This window comes from Xanthobacter pollutisoli, from assembly GCF_040044995.1.
Classification (GTDB): Bacteria; Pseudomonadota; Alphaproteobacteria; order Rhizobiales; family Xanthobacteraceae; genus Xanthobacter.
In genome coordinates this window covers 116,094-137,138 of the sequence record NZ_JBDZDP010000006.1, presented here as the reverse complement: position 1 = coordinate 137,138, position 21,045 = coordinate 116,094, and the positions used below count along the sequence as shown (strand labels likewise).

At 67.2% G+C, this 21,045-nt stretch carries 21 protein-coding genes; 10 read left to right on the top strand and 11 right to left on the bottom strand.

The genetic code is table 11. From position 1 onward, the window contains the following. Positions 1 to 48: 48 nt before the first annotated feature. A complete protein-coding gene (locus tag ABLE93_RS14250) occupies positions 49 to 876 on the bottom strand; it encodes a universal stress protein (RefSeq protein WP_348840496.1) in 828 nt (275 codons plus the stop codon). Between the two features lie 304 nt (positions 877 to 1,180). Here ABLE93_RS14250 and ABLE93_RS14245 point away from each other — a divergent pair, with 304 nt between their 5' ends. Together ABLE93_RS14245 and ABLE93_RS14240 are read left to right on the top strand one after the other, a co-directional pair. Then, on the top strand, positions 1,181 to 2,239 hold the full coding sequence (locus ABLE93_RS14245; protein WP_348840495.1) for a glycosyltransferase family 2 protein: 1,059 nt from the start codon (positions 1,181 to 1,183) through the stop codon (positions 2,237 to 2,239). Next, positions 2,236 to 3,084, top strand: a complete 849-nt coding sequence (locus ABLE93_RS14240) for a ChbG/HpnK family deacetylase (RefSeq protein ID WP_348840494.1) — start codon at positions 2,236 to 2,238, stop codon at positions 3,082 to 3,084. The genes ABLE93_RS14245 and ABLE93_RS14240 overlap by 4 nt, the downstream gene beginning before the upstream one ends. 73 nt (positions 3,085 to 3,157) lie before the next feature. Here the strand turns inward: ABLE93_RS14240 and ABLE93_RS14235 are convergent, their stop codons facing one another. From ABLE93_RS14235 to uvrC, 7 genes are all read right to left on the bottom strand, one after another. Further along, a complete protein-coding gene (locus ABLE93_RS14235; RefSeq protein ID WP_348840493.1) occupies positions 3,158 to 3,802 on the bottom strand; it encodes a CoA transferase subunit B in 645 nt (214 codons plus the stop codon). Next, complete coding sequence (locus ABLE93_RS14230; protein ID WP_348840492.1) at positions 3,802 to 4,515, bottom strand: CoA transferase subunit A; 714 nt, start codon at positions 4,513 to 4,515, stop codon at positions 3,802 to 3,804. The genes ABLE93_RS14235 and ABLE93_RS14230 overlap by 1 nt, the downstream gene beginning before the upstream one ends. A 91-nt stretch (positions 4,516 to 4,606) precedes the next feature. Beyond that, positions 4,607 to 5,374, bottom strand: coding sequence for a glucose 1-dehydrogenase (locus tag ABLE93_RS14225; protein ID WP_348840491.1), 768 nt, complete (start codon positions 5,372 to 5,374; stop codon positions 4,607 to 4,609). Positions 5,375 to 5,528: 154 nt separating this feature from the next. Continuing rightward, a complete protein-coding gene (locus tag ABLE93_RS14220) occupies positions 5,529 to 5,999 on the bottom strand; it encodes a molybdenum cofactor biosynthesis protein MoaE (RefSeq protein ID WP_348840490.1) in 471 nt (156 codons plus the stop codon). Between the two features lie 5 nt (positions 6,000 to 6,004). Continuing rightward, entirely contained in the window at positions 6,005 to 6,256 is a 252-nt protein-coding gene (gene moaD, locus ABLE93_RS14215; protein WP_348840489.1) for a molybdopterin converting factor subunit 1, read from the bottom strand. Beyond that, positions 6,253 to 6,897: a CDP-diacylglycerol--glycerol-3-phosphate 3-phosphatidyltransferase gene (gene pgsA / locus ABLE93_RS14210; protein WP_348840613.1), complete on the bottom strand. Its 645-nt coding sequence runs from the start codon at positions 6,895 to 6,897 to the stop codon at positions 6,253 to 6,255. Before pgsA ends, moaD begins: the two co-directional genes overlap by 4 nt. A gap of 97 nt (positions 6,898 to 6,994) precedes the next feature. Beyond that, the gene (gene uvrC, locus ABLE93_RS14205; RefSeq protein ID WP_348840488.1) at positions 6,995 to 9,274 is read right to left on the bottom strand and encodes an excinuclease ABC subunit UvrC; all 2,280 of its coding nucleotides are present in this window, start codon (positions 9,272 to 9,274) and stop codon (positions 6,995 to 6,997) included. Positions 9,275 to 9,551: 277 nt separating this feature from the next. Here uvrC and ABLE93_RS14200 point away from each other — a divergent pair, with 277 nt between their 5' ends. The 5 genes from ABLE93_RS14200 (at position 9,552) to ABLE93_RS14180 (ending at position 14,419) form a co-directional block, all read left to right on the top strand. Beyond that, positions 9,552 to 10,163 (top strand): outer membrane protein, encoded by a 612-nt coding sequence (locus ABLE93_RS14200; RefSeq protein ID WP_348840487.1) that lies wholly within the window; start codon positions 9,552 to 9,554, stop codon positions 10,161 to 10,163. A 247-nt stretch (positions 10,164 to 10,410) separates the two neighbouring features. Next, a complete protein-coding gene (locus ABLE93_RS14195) occupies positions 10,411 to 11,109 on the top strand; it encodes an outer membrane protein (protein ID WP_348840486.1) in 699 nt (232 codons plus the stop codon). Between the two features lie 184 nt (positions 11,110 to 11,293). Next, complete coding sequence (locus ABLE93_RS14190; RefSeq protein ID WP_348840485.1) at positions 11,294 to 11,938, top strand: outer membrane protein; 645 nt, start codon at positions 11,294 to 11,296, stop codon at positions 11,936 to 11,938. A 214-nt stretch (positions 11,939 to 12,152) separates the two neighbouring features. Beyond that, on the top strand, positions 12,153 to 13,151 hold the full coding sequence (locus tag ABLE93_RS14185; RefSeq protein WP_348840484.1) for a Gfo/Idh/MocA family protein: 999 nt from the start codon (positions 12,153 to 12,155) through the stop codon (positions 13,149 to 13,151). A gap of 104 nt (positions 13,152 to 13,255) precedes the next feature. Then, entirely contained in the window at positions 13,256 to 14,419 is a 1,164-nt protein-coding gene (locus ABLE93_RS14180) for a DegT/DnrJ/EryC1/StrS family aminotransferase (RefSeq protein WP_348840483.1), read from the top strand. Positions 14,420 to 14,510: 91 nt separating this feature from the next. Here the strand turns inward: ABLE93_RS14180 and ABLE93_RS14175 are convergent, their stop codons facing one another. Together ABLE93_RS14175 and ABLE93_RS14170 are read right to left on the bottom strand one after the other, a co-directional pair. Beyond that, the gene (locus ABLE93_RS14175; protein WP_348840482.1) at positions 14,511 to 15,617 is read right to left on the bottom strand and encodes a polyamine ABC transporter substrate-binding protein; all 1,107 of its coding nucleotides are present in this window, start codon (positions 15,615 to 15,617) and stop codon (positions 14,511 to 14,513) included. 103 nt (positions 15,618 to 15,720) lie between these two features. Beyond that, entirely contained in the window at positions 15,721 to 17,121 is a 1,401-nt protein-coding gene (locus ABLE93_RS14170; RefSeq protein WP_348840481.1) for a glutamine synthetase family protein, read from the bottom strand. A gap of 331 nt (positions 17,122 to 17,452) precedes the next feature. Between ABLE93_RS14170 and ABLE93_RS14165 the strand changes: the two genes are divergently transcribed. From ABLE93_RS14165 to ABLE93_RS14155, 3 genes are read left to right on the top strand one after another with little or no spacing between them, the layout of a single operon-like run. Continuing rightward, positions 17,453 to 18,970: a sensor histidine kinase gene (locus ABLE93_RS14165; protein ID WP_348840480.1), complete on the top strand. Its 1,518-nt coding sequence runs from the start codon at positions 17,453 to 17,455 to the stop codon at positions 18,968 to 18,970. Further along, positions 18,963 to 19,400 carry a response regulator gene (locus ABLE93_RS14160; protein ID WP_348840479.1) on the top strand — a complete coding sequence of 146 codons (438 nt, stop codon included), beginning with the start codon at positions 18,963 to 18,965 and terminating at the stop codon, positions 19,398 to 19,400. The genes ABLE93_RS14165 and ABLE93_RS14160 overlap by 8 nt, the downstream gene beginning before the upstream one ends. An 11-nt stretch (positions 19,401 to 19,411) precedes the next feature. After that, positions 19,412 to 20,521, top strand: coding sequence for a histidine kinase dimerization/phosphoacceptor domain -containing protein (locus ABLE93_RS14155; protein WP_348840478.1), 1,110 nt, complete (start codon positions 19,412 to 19,414; stop codon positions 20,519 to 20,521). Between the two features lie 21 nt (positions 20,522 to 20,542). Here the strand turns inward: ABLE93_RS14155 and ABLE93_RS14150 are convergent, their stop codons facing one another. Continuing rightward, a complete protein-coding gene (locus tag ABLE93_RS14150; protein WP_348840477.1) occupies positions 20,543 to 20,896 on the bottom strand; it encodes a (2Fe-2S) ferredoxin domain-containing protein in 354 nt (117 codons plus the stop codon). Between the last annotated feature and the right edge of the window lie 149 nt (positions 20,897 to 21,045).

Genomic DNA, 21,045 nt, shown 5'->3' with positions numbered 1-21,045 from the left:
AAAAAGCCCCGGCCGCTGCCGGGGCTTTTTTGTTGCGGTAGGGCGACCTCAGTGCGCCATCAGCACCGGAACCGTCATGGTGGAGAGGATTTCGCGCGTCACGCCGCCGATGATCATCTCGCGGAGGCGGGAGTGGCCATAGCCGCCCATCACCACCAGATCGGCGCCCTGGTCCGCCACCTCGTTCAGGATGGCGGAGGCGACCGACTCGCCGGAGCCGACGGGCAGCTTGCGCACCGCCGCGGTCAGGCCATGCCGGGCCAGGTGGCGGACCACCTCGGCGCCGGCCTCGTCGTCATCCTCACCACGGGTCACGCGGAAGACTTCCACAGTCTTGGTCCTGTGCAGCAGGGGCAGCGCCTCCGCCAGCGCGCGGGCGGCGGGACGGCTGCCGTCCCAGGCCACCACCGCGCGCTCGGCGGTGAAGGGCTTGGTCTGGACGTAGGGCACGATGAGGACGGCGCGACCCGATTCCATGAGGACGGTCTCCGAGATCACCTCTTCGGGGCCGGGGCGGTCGGGATCGGGCTGGCAGACGACGGTGACGTCGAACAGGCGCGCCATCTCGGCAAAGCTGTTGGCGGCGACGCCGAGGGAGGCGGAGAGGGTGCGCACCTCATGCGAGATGCCGGCGGCGGCAGCGGAGGCGGAGAAGCGGGCGGACGCCTTTTCCGAGGCGGCCTGGTTCTCCAGCACCTGGGCGTCGATGAAGTCGGTGGGCAGGGCGCCCATGTAGAAGGGCGGCACGTCGATCTCATAGGCCACGGACAGGCCGGTGAGATGGGCACCGAAGGTGGCGGCGAGGCTCGCCGCGAAATCGCAGGCGACGTCCTTCTCCACCCCTTGGGCGAGATTGACCAAAATGTCGCGAATCATTTGAGAAGGCCCCCGTTCGGCCGTTTGGACGACGCGACCTTACCCTAAACTCGCCTAAAGTCTCGGGTCTTGATGTGCCGCAAAGAGGCCGTCGCGACCACCTGGGCCGGGAACGACGACGCGGTCGCCTTGGGGGAAAGGCGACCGCGTCAAATGGCACGATCAATTGGGGGGGATGATCGCGCTGTAGGGTGAACGCCGCGGCGGGAAACGGGTTCCAGCGTTTCTCAAAATATTTTTCGCCTCCTCCGGCGAAGGCAGTCTAGATGGTCTTTATCCCCGCAGCGGGATCCACGGTAGTAACATGACACCTGACCTGAGCATCGTAGTACCCCTCTACAACGAGGCCGGCGGCCTTTCCGCCTTTCACGACCGCCTCAGCTCCATCGCCGCAGGGGAGGCCGAGGCCCGCGGGATGCGGATCGAGATCGTCTATGTGGACGACGGCAGCCGCGACGGCTCCGCCGCCATCGCCGCCCAGCTCCCGGCAAGGGGCATCGATGTGCAGGTGGTGGCCCTCAGCCGCAACTATGGCAAGGAGGCCGCGCTCATGGCGGGCCACGACCATGCCCGCGGCGATGCCGTCATGTTCATGGATGGCGATGGACAGCATCCGCCCGAGATGGTCCCCACCTTCATTGCCCTTTGGAAGGACGACGGCTGGGACGTGGCCTACGCGGTGAAGGCCGACCGTTCCGACGAGGCGGCGAGCCGGCGCACTTTCGTGCGCATCTTCTACAAGCTGCTGAACTTCGGCGCCTCCACCCGTATTCCCGAAGATGCCGCCGATTTCCGCATCCTCTCGCCCCGCGCCGCCGCGGCACTGCGGCGGATGCCGGAGCGCAACCGCTTCTTCAAGGGCCTGACCAGCTGGATCGGTTTCCGTCAGGTCGCTGTTCCCTACCGGCCGGCGCCCCGCGCCCACGGCTCAAGCTCATGGAGCTTCCTGCGGCTCCTCGGCCTTTCCATGGAGGCGCTGACCTCCTTCTCCCCCGCCCCGCTGCGGCTTGCCGCGTTGTTCGGCGCTGCTCTGGCCGGCCTCGCCTTGCTCTATGGCGGGTGGATCGTGGTGGAGCGGCTGGTGTGGGGCATCCCCCTGCCCGGCTACCCCTCCATCGTGGTGGGCCTGATGGTCATCGGCGGCACCCAGCTTCTGGTGATGGGACTGATGGGCGAGTACATCGCCCGCATCCTGTCGGAGATCAAGGCACGCCCAGTCTATTACGTGGCCGACCATGTGCTTACCCGGGCGGTGGTGGAAGCGGCCGGCTTCGGGGTGGGTGAGCAGGTTGTGGGCGCCCATGCGATGCATGGCCAGGTGGTGCAACATCCGGCGACATTGGTCTCGCGGGCCGAGCCGTGAAGCGCGTCACCCTCTGCGCCGACGATTACGCCATCGCCCCCGGCGTCTCGGAGGCGATCCGCCGCCTTATCGCCGCGCGACGCATCAACGCCACATCGGTGATGACCGTCTTCGACGGCCTCGGCGCCGAAGCCGAGGCGCTGAAGGCCGCGGCGGCCGGCACCGGCGCCAGCATCGGCCTCCACGTGACCTTCACCGGCACCTTTGCGCCGCTCACCCCCGCCATGGCGACGGCCGCCGGCACCTTCCCGGCCCTGTCGCGCCTTCTGGTGTCGGCCCTCGCCCGCCGGCTCGACCCCAAGGCGGTGGCGGCGGAGGTCGAGGCTCAGTTCGCAGCCTTCCACGACGCCTTCGGCCATCCGCCCCAGCATGTAGACGGCCACCAGCATGTGCACGTCCTGCCGGTGATCCGCACCGCCGTGCTGGATGCCACCGCCCGTCACGCCCCGCAGGCCTTCCTGCGAGACGTGACGCCCGCCCCGGCGGCACTCCACGGCCTTGACCTGAAGGGCCGGCTGATCGGCGCCTTCGCCTCCGGCTTCACGCGAGATGCCGCAGGCCGGGGGCTCGCCACCAGCCGGGGCTTCGGGGGCGCCTATGATTTCTCGGCCGGCCACGACTTTGCGGCGCTGCTGACCCACTTCCTCGCCGGCGTGCCGGATGGCGGGCTGGTGATGGTCCATCCCGGCCGGGTGGACGACCCGCTCACCGCCCGCGACCCCCTCACCCACCAGCGCGAGGTGGAATATGAGGTGCTCCACGGCCCCCTGATGCCGCAGATCCTCGACGCGACCGGCGTGCGCCTCGCCGTGCCGGACCGCGCCGGAAGCCCGGCGGCCGCCTGACGCTCCAATGACAGCCGAAACGAAAAAGGCGCCCCGCAGGGCGCCTTTCCGATTTTCTGAGACATGAAGGCGCTCAGGAGAGGCCGACCTCGAACTTCGCCTCGGTCTTGGCCTTCACCTCGTCGAGGGTGACGCCCGGCGCCAGTTCCTTGAGTACGAGCGTGCCGCCGCGCTTGGTGAACTCGAAGACTGCGAGGTCGGTGATGACGAAATCGGTCACATGGGTGCCGGTGAGGGGCAGGGAGCAGCGGGTCACCAGCTTCGGGGCGCCCGACTTCTCCACATGCTCCATGAGCACGATGACCTCCTTGGCGCCGGCCACGAGGTCCATGGCACCGCCCATGCCCTTCACCATCTTGCCGGGCACCATCCAGTTGGCGATGTCGCCTTCCTCGGAGACCTGCATGGAGCCGAGGATGGACAGGTCCATGTGCCCGCCGCGGATCATGGCGAACGAATCGGAGCTGGAGAAATAGGAGGTGTCCGGCACCTCGGTGACGGTCTGCTTGCCGGCGTTGATGAGGTCGGGATCCTCCTCGCCCTCGTAGGGGAAAGGACCGATGCCGAGCATGCCGTTCTCGCTCTGGAACGACACGGTCATTCCCGGCGGCAGGGCGTTGGCGACCAGGGTCGGGATGCCGATGCCGAGGTTCACGTAGAAGCCGTCGCGGATCTGCTGGGCGGCGCGGGCCGCCATCTCCTCACGGGTCCAGGCCATCACTTCACCTCTTCGCGCTTGCGGGTGGTCACCTTCTCGATGCGCTTCTCGGCGCCCACTTCGACCACGATGCGGTCCACATAGATGCCGGGCGTATGGATGTTCTCGGGATCGAGCTCGCCGATCTCCACCAGCTCTTCCACCTCGACCACGGTGATCTTGCCGGCGGTGGCCATCATCGGATTGAAGTTCCGCGCGGTCTTCCGGTAGACCAGATTGCCTTCCTTGTCCGCCTTCCACGCCTTGATGATGGAGAGGTCGGCGACGAGCCCGGTCTCCAGCACGTAATGCTGGCCGTTGAACTCGCGGGTGGGCTTGCCCTCGGCGATGATCGTGCCGTAGCCGGTCTTGGTATAGAAGCCGGCGATGCCGGCGCCGCCCGCGCGGATGCGCTCGGCGAGGGTCCCCTGCGGGTTGAATTCCAGCTCCAGATCGCCCGCGAGGTAGAGCTTCTCGAACAGCTTGTTCTCGCCCACGTAGGACGAGATCATCTTCTTGATCTGGCCGTTGGCGAGCAGGATGCCGAGGCCGAAATCGTCCACGCCGCAATTGTTGGACACGACGGTGAGGTTCTTCGGCCCAAGGTCGCGGATGGCGGCGATGAGGTTCTCGGCGATGCCGCACAGGCCGAACCCGCCGGCCATGACCATCATGCCGTCGGAGACGATCCCCTCCAGCGCACTTTTCGCGTCCGGATATACCTTCTGTCGCATCATTTCCTCCTCGGCGCTGGCGCCTCGATGAACTTATGGAATTGGCCCGCCGAGCGGAAGCGGCTGCACGGCTCGGCAGGAAAAGGCGGGATCAGAGGGAGGACACGAGGTGGCCGCCATCGACCACCAGCGTCGTCCCGGTCACGTAAGCGGACGCATCGGAACTCAGGAACAGCAGCGGCCCCTCGAGATCGGCGAGGCTGCCGAGGCGACGGTAGGGAATGCGCCGCACCAGCGCCTGCCCCGCCTCGGTGGCGAAGAAGTCGCGGTTGAGATCGGTCTCCACATAGCCCGGGCACAAGGCGTTGGCGCGGATGGAATGGCGCGCCCATTCGAGCGCCATGGACTTGGTCAGTTGCACCAGCGCCGCCTTGGAGGCGGCATAGGCCGCCACCTGCCCGGCCACCCGAAGGCCGAGGATGGAGGCCACATTGATGATGCTTCCGCCCCGCTTCGCCCGCGCCATGGCGCGGGCCGCCGCCTGCGCCACAAGGAACGAACCCTTTAGATTTGTATCGACGATGCGGCCGAAATCCTCGGCGCTCTCGTCCATAAGCGGCGTGGTGCCGGTAACGCCGGCATTGTTGACCAGGATGTCGAGACCGCCGAACGCCCCCTCCACCGCCTCCACGGCGGCGGCGGCCGAGGCCGGATCGGTGACGTCGAGAGGAACGGCTATGGCACTGCCCCCGCCCGCGGCGATGCGCTCCGCCAGCGCCGCGCAGGCGTCCGCCCGGCGCGCCGCAAGTGCGATCCGCGCGCCCGATGCGGCCAGCCGCTCGGCGAAATACGCCCCAAGGCCGCCGGACGCACCCGTCACCAGCGCGGAGCGTCCGTCGAGCGAGACACGAAAATCCATGAAGCGTTTCTCTTGCCAACCGTGGACCGTTGGCCAGTCCTTATAGAGCGAGCGTCCGTTTTTCATAGACGCGGCCCGCGCCGGCACGCAAGAGCCCATGTGGCGGGCCCATGCCGGCTTCGCGGCCTTTGCCGAGACCGCTGCCGCCTTTCGGCTATTCGCTCCAGCGCTCGGCCGCGGCGTCGTCGCTGGCCTTGGCCTCCACCCAGCCGCCGGGGCGCGCGGCGTCCACCGGCTCCTCCTTCTTCCAGAAGGGAGCGCTCGTCTTCAGCCAGTCCATGAGGAATTCGGCCGCCGCGAAGGCGGCGGCGCGGTGGGAGGAGGCCGTGGCGACGAACACGATGGGGTCGCCCGGCACCAGCCGCCCGTGGCGGTGCACCACGACTGCGCCGGTGAGGGGCCAGCGGCGGCGCGCTTCCTCCACGTGCCGCTCGATCTCCTCTTCGGCCATGCCGGGATAGTGCTCCAGCGTCAACGCCGCGAGGCCCGTCCCGTCCGGGCCGGCATCGGCGCGGCACAGGCCAGTGAAGGTGACGATGGCGCCCACATCCGTGCGGCCGGCACCCAGCGCGGCGCTTTCCGCGACGGCATCAAAAGGCTCCGCCTGGATGCGCACGGCGAACATTGCGCTCAGCCCCCGGTCATGGGGGGAAAGAACGCCACTTCGCGCGCGCCGGCAATGGCGGCGTCGGCCTTCACATGGCGGCGGTCAATGGCGGCGCGGACCACGGCGGCATTCTCGAAAGCGTGGGCGTGGGCCTCGTCTCGGCCGGCGAGCCAACGGGCGAGATCTGCCACGGTTGCAACCTCGGCGGGCGGGGTCACCTCTTCCTCGGCCGTCCCCACGCGCTCGCGCAGCCAGGCGAAATAGAGGACCTTCACCGCTCGTCCTCCACGAGGTGGCGAGCACCGGCGCTGAAATAATCGTATCCGGTGTAGAGCGTCAGCACGGCCGAGATCCACAGCAGCGTCAGGCCAATGAGGTTCACCCCCGGCAGCACCGCCTCCCCCGCGGGGCCGGTGATGAGCACGCCCACCGCCACCAACTGAAGCGTGGTCTTCCATTTGGCGAGGCGCGAAACCGGCACGGAAACGCGCAGTTCGGCGAGGAATTCGCGCAGGCCCGAAACCAGGATTTCCCGGCACAGGATGACGATGGCCGCCCACAGGGACCAGCCGCGGATCGTGCCGTCGGAGGCCAGCATCAGCAGGCAGGTGGAGACCAGCAATTTGTCCGCGATGGGATCGAGCATGCGCCCGATGGCCGATTGCTGCGACCAGGCGCGGGCAAGGTACCCGTCGAAGAAATCGGTGATCGCCGCCGCCACATAAAGGAACAGTGCCACCCAGCGCAGCCAGAGCCCGCCTTCGAGAATGTCGGACCAGAACAGGCTCGCGGCGACCAGCGGCACCGCCACGCAGCGCGAATAGGTGAGGAGGTTGGGCAGCGACAGGGCATGACTGCGCCCACGCCGGGGAGGCGCGGCGGAGGGTGCCGGAGAACGGGTCGCCGCTTCAACCATAAGCATCACTTTACCGGTGCAGGGCACAACGCGCGCTCCGCTCACCCACCCTATTTAGGACGGGAGGACCGCTGGCGAAAGCCTGAAGGCCGTCTGTTCAGGAAGACGGCCGCTCGTGGAAATAATCGTAGACCGCCTTGGCGGTGCCCGCATTGATGCCGGCCACCTGCTCCAGATCGGCCAGGGACGCCCGCTCGATGGCCTTGAGCGTGCCGAAGTGGCGCAGCAGGGCGCGCTTGCGCGTGGGGCCAACGCCGGGGATGGACTGGAGACCGGCCTCGGTGATGTCCTTCTTGCGCCGCGCGCGGTGGGAGCCGATGGCGAAGCGGTGGGCCTCGTCGCGCAGGCGCTGGATGAAATAGAGCACCGGGTCGCGGGGCTCCATGCGGAACGCCGTGCGCCCGGGCAGGAAGAACTGCTCGCGCCCTGCCTCGCGGTCGAGGCCCTTGGCGATGCCCACCAGCGGCACGCCGGTGATGCCCAGTTCCTCCAGCACCTGTCGCGCCGCATTGAGCTGGCCGAGGCCGCCGTCGATGAGCACGAGATCCGGCCAGGGCGAAGCTTCAGTGCTGTCGGGCAGGACATCGGCCTCGTCGGCGTCGTCCTCCATGTCGAGATCACCAGGGGGTGAGGCGGATGGATCGTCCACGCCCGCGCTTTCGCGAAGGGGGAGAGGGGGCACGGCTGGATTGTCCGCCTGGCCAAGCTCACCGCCTGGGGCGGATGCCGGCATCACGGCTTCCGCGACGGCCCCGGCAGTCATCGCTCCGGCGTCGTCTTCCCCTAAAGGAGAGGACGGGGCCAAAGGGTCACCGTTCTCGGGAACGGGCGCGCCGCCTGCGCGCGGGGCTTCCTTCAACAGGCGGACGAAGCGGCGGCGGAGGACCTCGCGCATCATGCCGAAATCGTCGCCCGGCACGAGGTCGACCGACTTGATGTTGAACTTGCGGTATTGCGATTTGCGAAAGCCCTCCGGCCCCGCCACGATCATGCCGCCCACCGCATTGGTGCCCATGATGTGGGAATTGTCATAGACCTCGATGCGGCGCGGCGGCGCCGAGAGGCCGAAGGCGGTGGCGACGCCCTCCAGCAGCCGCGTCTGGGTCTGGGTCTCCGCCAACGTCCGGGCGAGGGCTTCGCGGGCGTTCTGGAGGGCATGGTCCACGAGGTCGCGCTTCTCGCCGCGCTGGGGCACCGCGATCTCCACCCGGTAGCCGGCCTTCTCCGACAGGGCCTGCGCCAGAAGCTCCTGGTCCTCCACCTTGTGGGACAGAAGGATGAGGCGCGGGCAGGGTTTGTCCTCGTAGAACTGGGCGAGGAAGGCGCCGAGCACCTCGGCCTCGGAGAGGGAGCGGTCGGCACGGGGATAATAGGCGCGGTTGCCCCAGTTCTGCCCGGTCCGGAAGAAGAAAACCTCGACGCAGGTCGCCCCGCCCTGCTGGTGGAAGGCGAACACGTCCGCCTCTTCGACCCCCCGCGGATTGATGCCCTGCGAGCCCTGCACCGCCGAGAGCGCCGCCAGGCGGTCGCGCAGGCGCGCCGCACGCTCGAATTCCAGCGCCTCGGACGCCTCTTCCATCTCCCGTGCCAGTTCCTCCTTGATCGCCCGCGAGCGGCCGGAGAGGAAGGCCCGTGCCTCGCGCACCAGCTCGGCATAGTCCTGGTGGTTCACCTCGCCGGTGCAGGGGCCGGCGCAGCGCTTGATCTGGAACAGCAGGCAGGGGCGCGTGCGGTTCTCGTAATAGCTGTCCGAGCAGGAGCGCAGCAGGAACGCGCGCTCCAGCGCGTTGATGGTGCGGTCCACCGCCCACACGCTGGCGAAGGGGCCGTAATAATCTCCCGGCCGGTTGCGCGCGCCGCGGTGCTTCACGATCTGCGGGGAGACGTGGTCCGCGGTGATGAGGATGTAAGGGAAGGACTTGTCGTCGCGCAGCAGCACGTTGAAGCGCGGCTTCAACTGCTTGATGAGGTTGGCTTCCAGCAGCAGCGCTTCCGGCTCGGTGCGGGTGGAGACGAACTCCATCTGCGCCGTCGCCGCGATCATGCGGGCGATGCGGTTGGTGTGGCCCACCGGACGCGTGTAGCTGAGCACCCTTTTGCGGATGCTCTTGGCCTTGCCCACATAAAGCACCGTGCCGTCGCCCGCGATCATGCGGTAGACCCCCGGGCCCGGCGGCGCATGCTTCGCCGCCCGGATGATGGCGGCGCGGCCGATGGCCAGGCTTTCGGCGCCCGGCAGGGCGGCCTCGTCCGCCGCCTCGATCTCCACGAACGCAAGCTCTTCCGTCTCGTCCAGGTCCTGTCCCTCCGGCGGAACCGTGGCGTCGGGACGGGGGAGCGCGATCTCGGGCGGGTCGATGGGGCGGCGGCCGGTCATGGCCCCTATGTAATGCGCCCGGCGGTCCTAGGGAATCGCTCTTGCGCCCGCCGCCGTTTACCCGCCCTCAACCATGGCGGAAGGGCGGCCCATCCCCCGCTGGGGAGCCGGCCGGCCTCGCCTCCATTTTTCATTTTAGATTCAATGTATTGACCCATTAATGCAGCATTAGCCATGCGCGCGGCCCGGGGCAACCGGACACGATCGGGCAAGTTTCCCTTGCGAGGGTGCAAGGCAGGCCGGATCGCCACCGGCTCCGACCCCTGGAGGATGATCCATGCGTTTCCGTCTGCTTGCTTCCGCCGCTGCGCTGGCGGGGCTCGGTCTCGCCGCCCCGGCGGGCGCGGCCGACCTCTCCGGCCGCTACCCGGCGCCCTACGTGCAGCCCGTCGCGGCCTTCACCTGGACCGGTTTCTACGTGGGCGCCAACGCCGGATACGGCTGGGGCAGCTCCTCCTTCAGCGATCCGGGCGGCTTCATCGGCGGCCTCCAGGCCGGCTACAATTTCCAGTTCGGCAGCCCGTTCGTGCTGGGCGTGGAGACCGACATCCAGTACTCGGGCATGTCGGCCGGTTCCTACAGCCTCGACTATTTCGGCACGGTGCGCGCCCGCCTCGGCTACTCCTTCGATCGCGTGCTGGTCTATGGCACCGGCGGCTTCGCCTATGGCCAGGGCAGCGCCGACTTCTTCGGCCTTTCGTCCACCGCCACCCAGACCGGCTGGACCCTCGGCGCCGGCGCCGAGGTGGGTTTCGACCGCAATTGGAGCGCAAAGCTTGAGTATCTCTACGTAGATCTCGGCAGTGCAACCTTTCCGACCATCGTAGGTCCGGTTTCTACCGGGCTCGACGCGAATATTCTCCGGGCCGGCGTGAACTATCGGTTCTGACCCTGGGGCATGTCTCAACGGCAATAATTGCGGCAGAACACGGGAACAATCTTGAACCTGCCATGTTCTACGCTCGTATGTGTCAGGGGCCTGAACGAAAGTTAGGAAACTGCCACATCTTTGCCGGGTTTGATTTTTCTGGTGTGGCCGGTTCGCTACAGACGACATCGGCCTCCGCCTGTAAAAAGGATCCATCCTCCGGCGAGACCCCCCGAATGCGCCGGTGATACAACAAAGGTAAGATCTCATGTTGAAGCGTGCACTTCTGGGCGCCTCCGCCCTCGTCCTTCTGGCCGGTACTGCCTCTGCGGCAGATCTGTCCACGCGTTATCCTGTCAAGGCGGGCCCCATTCCCGTGCAGGTCTTCTCCTGGACCGGCTTCTACGTCGGCGGCAACGTTGGCTGGGGCTGGGCGAGCAATTCCTACGACTACACCCCGTTCGCCTCGCCGGTGACCTACAGCTACGATCTGGGCAGCTCCAACGGCTTCTTCGGCGGTCTGCAGCTGGGCTACAACTACCAGTTCGTGAACAACGTGGTGCTCGGCGTCGAGGCTGACTTCGACTGGGCCGACCTCGGCTCCGACACCATCCTCGTCGGCGGCCCCGTGGGCGGCGCCGTGGTGTCCCAGAACGTGGATTACTTCGGCACCATCCGCGCCCGCCTCGGCTACGCCATGGACCGCTTCCTGCCGTACATCACCGGCGGCGCGGCCTGGGCCAAGCTGAACTATTCCGACCCCTACGGCGTGTCCTACGACAGCACCAAGTGGGGCTGGACCGCCGGCGCCGGTATCGAGTACGCCATCACCAACAACTGGACCGTCAAGGCCGAGTATCTCTACCTCGGCTTCAACGACAGCAAGACCACCTTCTTCAACGGCGACCAGCTGTCTGTCAGCACCGACATCCAGACCGCCAAGGTGGGCGTGAACTACAAGTTCTGATCCTTCAGAACCGCATCATCTGCCAAGGGCTCCCGGCGTCGCCGGGAGCCCTTTTTTCATGGCTGCGCACACGCGCAAGTGAGCGGGGCCGTCGCCCGCGCCACACCTTCGCCGCAGCTGGGCCATGGCCCGGCCGGGTCAGCGCGCGATGTTCGCCGACCTGAAGCCCTGCGGAGGATCCGCCGTGATACGCCTTGTCGCCCGCTGCGCCCTCGTGTCGGCCTTTGCCGCCGCTGGGTTTGCCGTGCCGGCAGCCGCGGCCGACATGGCGCGCCCGCAGACATCCGCGCCGGCGGTCGTGCCGCAGCCGGTATTTTCATGGACCGGATTCTATATCGGCGGCAATGCGGGCTACGGCTGGGGCACGGGTGAGGATGCGCTGGGCGTCGCCGGCATCGACCCCAAAGGCGCCTTCGGTGGCGGGCAGCTCGGCTTCAACTACCAGTTCGGCAACAACATCGTCGCGGGCCTGGAAGCCGACATCCAGGGCGGCGACCTGAGCGCCGGCGCGCCCGGCCTGTCCGCGTCCCTCGGGACGCTGGGCACGGTGCGCGGACGTCTAGGCTATGCCGTCGGGCCGGTGCTGCCTTATGTCACTGGGGGCTTCGCCTACGGCAACATGTCGGTGGACACGCTTGGCGCGAGCCAGTCCAAGACCCTGACCGGCTGGACCGCCGGCGCCGGTCTGGAATACGCCCTGACCGAGCATTGGACCGCAAAAACCGAATATCTCTACACCGACCTCGGCTCGAAATTCTACGACACGCTCGGGGCCAGCGCCGGGACCACGTCGCAGACCGCACGAATCGGCATCAATTACAAATTCTGATCTCGATGGCGCCATGCGCGACCCGACCTTACCGGGCTGCGCGGAGGGCTGATTCCTGCCGCCGGTGGTGCCGGAATGGGGCAGGACCGCCCAGGTGGTAACACGGGGATGCAATTCTTGAACGCAACAGGGCGCTCGATTTGACGCCGCTCCTCGCCTTCTTAATCATGATCGTGTTAGAGCGCGCTTTGTGCAACGGCAGATGAGGGCTGAAATGGCTCATCCGGCAGCGCCCGATCAGGAGCGCGCCTCGAAAGGTCCGGTACGCATCGGCGTCACGGGCATCGGCATCATGGGGTCGAACCACGCCCGCGTCCTCGCCGAACTCCCCGGCGCCGAGCTGGTGGCAGTCGCCGACCCGGACGAGGCCCAGGCCCAGCGGGTGGCCAACTTCCTCGGCTGCAAGGCCGTCGCCGACCATCACGATCTGCTCGCCCTCGGGCTCGACGCGGTGGTGGTGGCGGCGCCGACCCACCTGCATCATTCCATTGCCCTCGACGTGATCGCCGCCGGCTGCTCGGTCCTGGTGGAGAAGCCCGTGGCCTCCACCGCCGACGAGGGCCGCGAGATCATCGCGGCCGCCCGCGCCAAGGGCGTCACCCTCATGATCGGGCATGTGGAGCGCTTCAATCCCGCCGTGCGCGCCATCAAGGATGCCATCCGCGACGAGAACCTGCTCTCCATCGCCATCACCCGCGTCGGTCCCTTCCCGCCGCGCATGTCCAACGTGGGCGTGGTGATCGACCTCGCGGTGCACGACATCGACCTGATCCGCTGGTTCACCGGCTCGGACATCCTCGAGGTGCAGCCGCAGACCCGCGCCGCGATTGCCGAGCGGGAGGACATCGCCCTCCTCCAGTTCCGCACCGCCAATGGCGCGCTGGCCCACATCAACACCAACTGGCTGACGCCCTTCAAGGCGCGCACGGTGCACGTCGCCACCTCGAAGAAGTATGTCATCGGCGACCTCCTCACCCGGCAGGTGACAGAGCATTTCGACTATCGCCCCGACGGCTCCTATTCCACCCGCCATCTGCCCGTGGCCTATGCCGAGCCGCTGCGGGCCGAGCTGGAGAATTTCCTCTCCTCCGTGCGCACCGGCCGCACGCCGGAAGTGACCGGCGAGGAGGGCGTGGCGAGCCTGGAAATCGCCATGTCGTGCCTGCCGGGCGCCGCGCCCGCCAAGGTTTCGAAGCGCCGCGCGGTGGGCTGATTCCGCCCTGGCCTCTTGGCGCCGTGCCATCCGGCCCGGCGCTCCTTCGCGCGCGTGCGCAGCCGCCCCTCCCGCCCGACACGGGCCACCGACAGGGATCAGTGATGACGTCTCCCGCGACGGCCGCAACCACCTCGCCCGCCCCCATCGCCTTCATCGACCTCGCCGCCCAGCGCGCCCGCATCGGCCGGCGTATCGACGACGCGGTGCAGGCGGTGCTCGCCTCCTGCCGCTATATCAACGGGCCGGAAGTGGCGGAGTTCGAGGCGCAGCTCGCCGCCTTCGCCGGCGCCAAGCATGCCATCTCCTGCGCCAGCGGCACCGACGCGCTGGCGCTGCTGCTCATGGCCTGGGGCGTGAAAGCGGGCGATGCGGTGTTCTGCCCGGCCTTCACCTTCTGCGCCACCGCGGAGGTGGTGCCGTGGGTGGGCGCAACCCCGGTGTTCGTGGACGTGAAGGAAGACACCTTCAACATGGATCCCGAGAGCCTGGACCAGGCCATCAAGGTCGCCATCGAGCAGGGGCTGGAGCCCCGCGTGGTGATCCCCGTGGATCTGTTCGGCCAGCCGGCGGACTATGACGCCATCCTGCCCGTGGCCGAGAAATACGGCCTCAAGGTGCTGTGCGACACCGCGCAGGGCTTCGGAGCAACCTGGAACAACAAGCGGACCGGATCTATCGGCGACGCCACCGCCACGTCCTTCTTCCCCGCCAAGCCGCTCGGTGCCTATGGCGACGGCGGCGCCATCCTGACCGACGACGCGGAACTGGTGGCGGTGCTCAAGAGCCTGCGCGAGCACGGCCAGGGCGTCGACAAATACCAGAACGTGCGCATCGGCATGACCGCGCGCCTCGACACCATCCAGGCGGCGGTGCTCATCGAAAAGCTCGCCATCTTCGAGGAGGAGATCGCGGCGCGCGAGAAGGTGGCGCGGCGCTACAGCGCGCTGCTGAAGGACGTAGCCACGGTGCCAGTGGTGGATTCGCGCGCCACCTCGGTGTGGGCGCAATACACCATCCGCCTCGCCCCCGGGGTACGCGATGGCCTTGCCGAGACGCTGAAGGCCGAGGGCGTGCCCACCGCGGTCTATTATCGTCTGCCCATGCACCTTCAGCCGGCGTACCGCCACTATCCCTCAGCGGGCGCCATCCTGCCGGTGTGCGAGATGCTGGCGGAAGAAGTCATATCCCTGCCCATGCACGCCTATCTGGACGAGGCGACGCAGGACCGGATCGTGGATGCGGTGAAGCGGGGGCTCCAGGGCTAAGCCAGCCTGCAACAATTCAACGAAAAGGGCCGCGGGAGACATCTCCCGCGGCCCTTCTCATTTTCACCCGATGAGGCGCTTTTGAGCGACCTCACTTCCCGCGCTTGAACGAGGTCCAGGTCTTGGTGATGACGCGCTGCACCGCCGGCTCGTTGGTGGTGACGATGAAGAGGCGGTCGAAGACCTCCTTCGTCGGATAGATCGCCGGATTGTCGAGGATCGCCTTGTCGATGTACTTCTGCGACTCAAGGTTGCCGTTGGCGTAGGAGATGAAGTTGGAATTCTTCGCCGCGACTTCCGGCTTCATCATGTAGTTGATGAAGGTGAGCGCATTGTCCACATTCTTCGCATCCTTCGGGATGGCGAAGTTGTCGAACCACATGAGCGCGCCTTCCTTCGGGATCACGTACTCCACGTTGATCGGCTTCTTCTTGGTCTTCTTGGCGGCTTCCTCGGCGCGGGTCTTGGCCTGGAAGACGTCGCCCGACCAGCCCACCGCGAGACAGATGTCGCCGCGCGCCAGCGCGTTGATGTAGCCGGACGAATCGAACTTCTTGATGAACGGGCGAACCTTCATCAGAAGCTCGCCGGCCTTGGCGATGTCGTCCGGATTCTTGGAATCGGGCTCCAGGCCCAGATACTTCATGGCGGAGGGGATGACCTCCTCCGGCCCGTCCAGCATGTAGACGCCGCAATCCTTGAGCTTGGAAAGGATCTCGGGCTTGAACACGATGTCCCATGTATTCATGGGAATGTCGCCGAGCCGTTCCTTCACCTTGTCCACGTTGTAGCCGATGCCGGTGGTGCCCCACATGTAGTTGACGGCGTGGGCGTTGTCCGGGTCGTAGACGGCGAGGCGCTTGGTTACTTCCGGCCAGGCATATTGCAGGTTCGGCAGCTTCGCCTTGTCGAGAACCTGGAAGATGCCGGCCTTGATCTGCCGCTGGAGGAAGGAGCCCGAGGGAACCACCACGTCGTAGCCGGTCTTGCCGGCCAGAAGCTTCGTCTCCAGCACCTCGTTGCTGTCGAAGACGTCGTAGCGGACCTTGATCCCGGTTTCCTTGGTGAAATCTTCCAGAACGGACTCATCGATATAGTCCGACCAGTTGAAGACGTTGACGACCTTGTCCTGGGCCGCCGCCACGCCGGTGAGGCCCACCGTGGCAAAGACGACTGCCGCTAGCGTTTGGCGAAGCATCCGCCGTTCTCCTCTTGCACGGGGTGGTTCCTGTCGCTCGCCCGCCCCCGATCGTTCAAGGCTATTGCGTCGCGGCACGGCGCTCAACAGGAAACGGGCCGCGTCACAAATAGGTGTCGTATTCGAGCGGGAGGATGACGCGGCTGAAGGCCGCGAGCTCCTCCCGCTTCATCACGCCATAGATGCGCCGGTAGTCCTCGCCGAACGCCCGGCCGATGAAGTCCGACGCGGCGAAGCGCGCCACCGCCTCGGCCATGGAGGGCGAGAGCTTCTCCGCCGCGTGCTCATAGGCGTTGCCGGACAAGGCGGCGGGCGGCTCGATCTCCCGCTCCAGGCCTTCCAGCATTCCCGCCAGAATGCCGGCAAGCACCAGATGGGGATGGGCCTCCGCCCCGGCGATGCGGTGCTCGAGGCGGCGGGCGGCGGGCGGCCCGTTGGGCACCCGCACCGCCACCGAGCGGTTGTCATAGCCCCAGCTCACTGACACCGGCGCGTAGCTGCCCGGCACCAGCCGGCGATAGCCGTTGTAGCTCGGCACGAAGAGCAAAGTGCAGTCGGCCATGGTGGCGAGCAGACCGCCGGCCGCGTGCCGCAGCGCCCGATCCCCGACGCCGTCGGGCCGGGCGAACAGGTTGCCGCCCTGGGCCTCCATGAGGCTCACATGCACATGCATGCCGTTGCCGGCGAAATCCACCAGCGGCTTCGCCATGAAGCTGGCCCTGAGGTCGTGGCGGCGCGCCACGCCGTCGATCAGGCGGCGCAGCAGGATGGCGTCGTCCGCCGCCGAGAGCGGGTCGGCCTTGTGATAGAGATTGACCTCGAACTGGCCGGGTGCCGCCTCCGAGATCACCGTGTCGGCGGGCAGGCCCTGGGCGGCGCAGGCGGCGCGCATGTCGTGCAGCACCGGCGCGAAGGCGTCGAGATCGGACATGGCATACATGTTCTGCCGCGCCTGTCCCGTGGTCGGAAACACCGGCTCGGGCGGCGCGCCCGGCACGTCGGATGGCTTCAGCAGATAGAATTCCAGCTCGAAGGCGACGCAGGGCACGAGCCCGCGCGCGGCGAACCGCTCGACGATGCCGGCAAGCTGCTGGCGCGGATCGAGCTTCCATGGCGTGCCGCGGACCGAGCCGTCCGGCTCGAACATGGTGATGAGGACCTGGGCGGTCGGTCGCGGCGCCCACGGCACCGGCTTGAGTGTGCCTTCCACCGGCCAGCACAGGCCGTCCTTGTCGCCTGTCTCCAGGTGGATCTCGGTGGCCTCAACCTCACAGCCCCAGATGTCGAGCCCGAAGATGGACAGGGGAATGGGCACGCCGTCCTTCCAGATCTTCCCCATGGCGTGGCCGGGAATCCACTTGCCACGCAGCACCGCCGAGGTATCTGGCAGGAGTACCTCCACCACGTCAGGCTCGCCGTGGGCGGAGAGATAGGCCGCGACCTCGTCGGCCGGCGCAACGGGCGCCGTCTCATCGGGTCGTCGGCCGGGCAGCGTGACCGGCATGATGCTCCTTTGCAACACGATCGAGAAAGCGACGATCAAGCCGTATCCAAGCGCGAAGCCCTGGAACCTTCAAGCCAGACGACACTTATTACACCTGAACCGGGGCAGGATGGGAACCAAGAGGTTTTCAGGTACCTGCCCCGCCAGAGGCGGGCGCGCACATGCAAGGATCGGTGGTTCGTCCTCACGGCGAGGCGGGCTGCGACGTCGGATCAGCTTGGATCCGGCGGACCAATACGACCGTAATCCGGACGCGGACCCTTCCGCGGCCGCTGACGGCGCGTGGCGCGCCGGCTTCCGCGCCCCCTACCACTCAGTTCCCGGAGGCCCCATGGCGATGAGCCTCAGCGACGCGGTCCCACGGCTATCGCGCGTGCGTCTCTCGCTGCCGCGTCCGACACTGCTGCTGCTGCTGGGCTTCGCCATCCTCATCGCCCTGAGTGCGGTTGCGCTGTCCCTGGTGAATCGGTCGCAGGAAGACGCAACGCGCGTCGCCCACACGCTCCGGGTGATGAACGCCATTTCCCAGATCCAGGTTCTCATCCGCCGCACCGAAAGTGCCGAGCGGGGCTATCTGATCTCCGGCGCTCCGGGCTTCCTGCGCTTCTATGAGGTGTCCAAGGCCCAGACCGGGCCGACCCTGGACGAACTGGCCGAGCTCACCCAGGACAATCCGGTTCAGCAGGCGCGCATCGCGGAAGCGCGACAGCTGCTTGAAGCGCGCCTCGCCTCCTACGAGAAGTCCATCGCGCTCCACAAGTCGGGCGACACCGAGGGCGCGCTGGCCGACATCCGCAATGACCGCACCGAAGGCGCCATGAGCCGGTTGGGCACGATTCTGGTCGACATGAAAGCCACCGAGACGGCCCTCCTCGACGAGCGCGCGGAAGCCTCGCGTGACAGCTCCGTGTGGCTCATCGCCGTGAGCATCGCCGGGCTTGGGGCGGTGTTCTGCCTCGGCATCCTCGCCCTCGCCATCAACCGGCGCGGCATCCTGGCGCTGGAAGCCGCCCAGCAGGAGCTGGAGGCCGCCAATTCGGGCCTTGAGAAGCGCGTGGCCGAGCGGACGGCGGACCTGAAGGAAGCCAACGACGAGATCCAGAGCTTCGCCTACATCGTCAGCCACGACCTGCGCTCGCCTTTGGTGAACATCATGGGCTTCACCAGCGAGATCGAGGCCATGCGCGGCGAATTGTTCGACCGCCTCGCCCGGCTGCGCGAGGCCGCCGGGGAGGACCCGGCCGCCGATGGCGAGATGTCGTCCGACTTCGACGAGGCCCTCGGCTTCATCAAGACCTCCATCAACCGCATGGACCGGCTGATCCACGCCATCCTCGCGCTGTCGCGGGAGGGGCGGAAGGAATTCGTCCCCATGGACCTCGACGTGGAGCGCCTCGTGGCCGGCATCCGCGATTCCATGGCCCACCAGCTGGCCGAGGCCAATGCCGAAATCCATATCGGAAAGCTGCCCCAGGTGCAGTCCGATCGGCTGGCGCTGGAACAGATCTTCACAAACCTCCTCGACAACGCGCTAAAGTACCGCCGTGATGGGGTACCGGCACGCGTCGAGGTGAGCGCGGTGGATACGCCCGGCTTCGTGACCTTCGTCGTGAAGGACAACGGGCGCGGGATCGAGGCGAAGGATCAGGGGCGGGTCTTCGAGCTGTTCCGCCGGTCGGGACGGCAGGACCGCCCCGGCGAAGGCATCGGACTTGCCCATGTGCGCGCCCTGGTGCGACGGATGGGAGGTCTCATCTCTCTTGAGTCGGCGCTGGGGGAGGGGTCCACCTTCCGGGTGACCTTGCCGCGCCGCCTCCCAACGGAAACCGGACACAAGGACAATGGCTGAGCACGTCACCATCATCATGGTCGAGGACGACGAGGGGCACGCGCGCCTCATCGAGAAGAACATCCGGCGCGCCGGCGTGAGCAACAAGATCATCGCCTTCACCGACGGCACCAGCGCGGTCAACTTCCTCTTCGGCCCCGACGGCAGCGGCAGCGATCATATCGGCCGCGCGTTGCTGGTGCTGCTCGATCTCAACCTGCCGGACATGACCGGCGTGGAGATCCTCGGGCGGATCAAGCAGAACGAGCATCTCAAGCGCTCGCCGGTCGTCGTGCTCACCACCACCGACGACAAGGTGGAGATCCAGCGCTGCTACGACCTCGGCGCCAACGTCTATGTGACGAAGCCGGTGAATTACGAGAATTTCGCCAACGCGATCCGCCAGCTCGGCCTGTTCTTCTCCGTCATCCAGGTTCCGGAGACCAATTGATGGATTGTGCCGTGACCGACACGTCGGCACCGCTGCAGGACGCCTCGGGCGCGCCACCCGCGCCCCTGCGCGTGCTGTATGTGGACGACGACCCGGCTCTCGGGCGGCTGGTGCAGCGCCAGCTGGGACGGCTCGGCTTTGAGGTGGTGCTCGCATGGTCGGGGGAGGAGGGCCTCGCCCGCCTCGCCGCCGAGCGCTTCGACGTGGTCGCCCTCGACCATTACATGCCCGGACAGGACGGCATCTCCACCCTCTCCGCCATCGGCGCACTGGAGAACGCACCGCCGGTGGTCTACGTCACCGGCGCGCAGGATGGCCGCCTCGCCGTTGCCGCGCTGAAGGCGGGGGCGGCGGACTATGTGGTGAAGGAGGTGCAGGCCGACTTCATCGAGCTGCTGCGCGCCGCCTTCGTGGCGGCGGTGGAGCAGGTGCGCATGCGCCGCGCCCACGAGGCGGCGGAGGCGGAGATTCGCGCGGCCCGCGACCGCTTCGAGGCTCTTGCGGCCGAGCGGGCCCTGCTGTTGCGCGAGATGAACCATCGCGTCGGCAATTCGCTGCAGATCATCGTGTCGCTGCTCAACGTGCAGGCCAGCGCCAATGACGAGCCGCGGGTGAAGGAAGCGCTCAACGCGGCCCGCAATCGCGTGTCAGCGGTGGCCCAGGTGCACCGGCGCCTCTACACCTCGGACCAGATCGCGACCGTGGCGCTCGACCAGTATATCGGCTCGCTGCTGGACGACCTCCAGGTGTCGGCCCAGCGCGAGCACGGCGGCGTCAGCATCGCGCTCGACGCCGACCCGATCCATATCGATCCGGACCGGGCCGTGGCGGTGGGCATCATCGCCACCGAGCTGGTCATCAACGCCATGAAATACGCCTACCCGGACGGCGAAGGGCCGGTGCGAGTGGCGCTGAAGCGGCAGGGCCAGCGGATCGACTTCACCGTCGAGGACGACGGCGCCGGCATTTCGGCCGAGAAGTCCGCCACGTCCACGGGACTCGGCAACCGCATCGTGCGGGCCATGTGCATGAAGCTCGGCTGCGAGCCGGTGTTTGATGCCCGGCCGCGCGGCACCTGCGTCCGCCTCACCTTCCGCCTGCTGGAAGGTGACGGGGCCTGAGCCCCGCCACCGCCCCGCGCGTCAGATGCGCGGGACGATGATGAGCCGCTCTACCGGCTTGCCGCCGAGGAGATGCGAGGTGAAGATCTCGTCGATGTCCTCGGTAGTCTTGGGCGTGTACCAGATGCCCTGCGGGTAGACGACCATGATCGGCCCGGCCTGGCAGAAGCTGAGGCAGCCGGAGGAGGTCATGGCGATGTCGCGCCGTCCCGAGGCTTCCAGCTTCTTGCCCAGCCGCTCCCACAGAGGCGCCGCGCCATTGGCGCCGCAGGAGCCGCGCGGATGCTGCGGCGGGCGCTGGGTGAAGCAGCAAAAGACGTGGTGCGTGTAGACCTGCGGGATATCGAGGACTTCGCTTTCGGCAGCTTCGGACATGACAGCTCGCGGGCTCGTGGGACCTTCCTGGAGCCATTCAAAATGCGTGCCGGACAGCCAGCCCTGGATTTAAGTGAGACACTTCAAAGATTTGGAGGTTTTCTCGCTCACGATCGGCGGGATAAAGGCGGTTCGCCCCGGCACGCCCA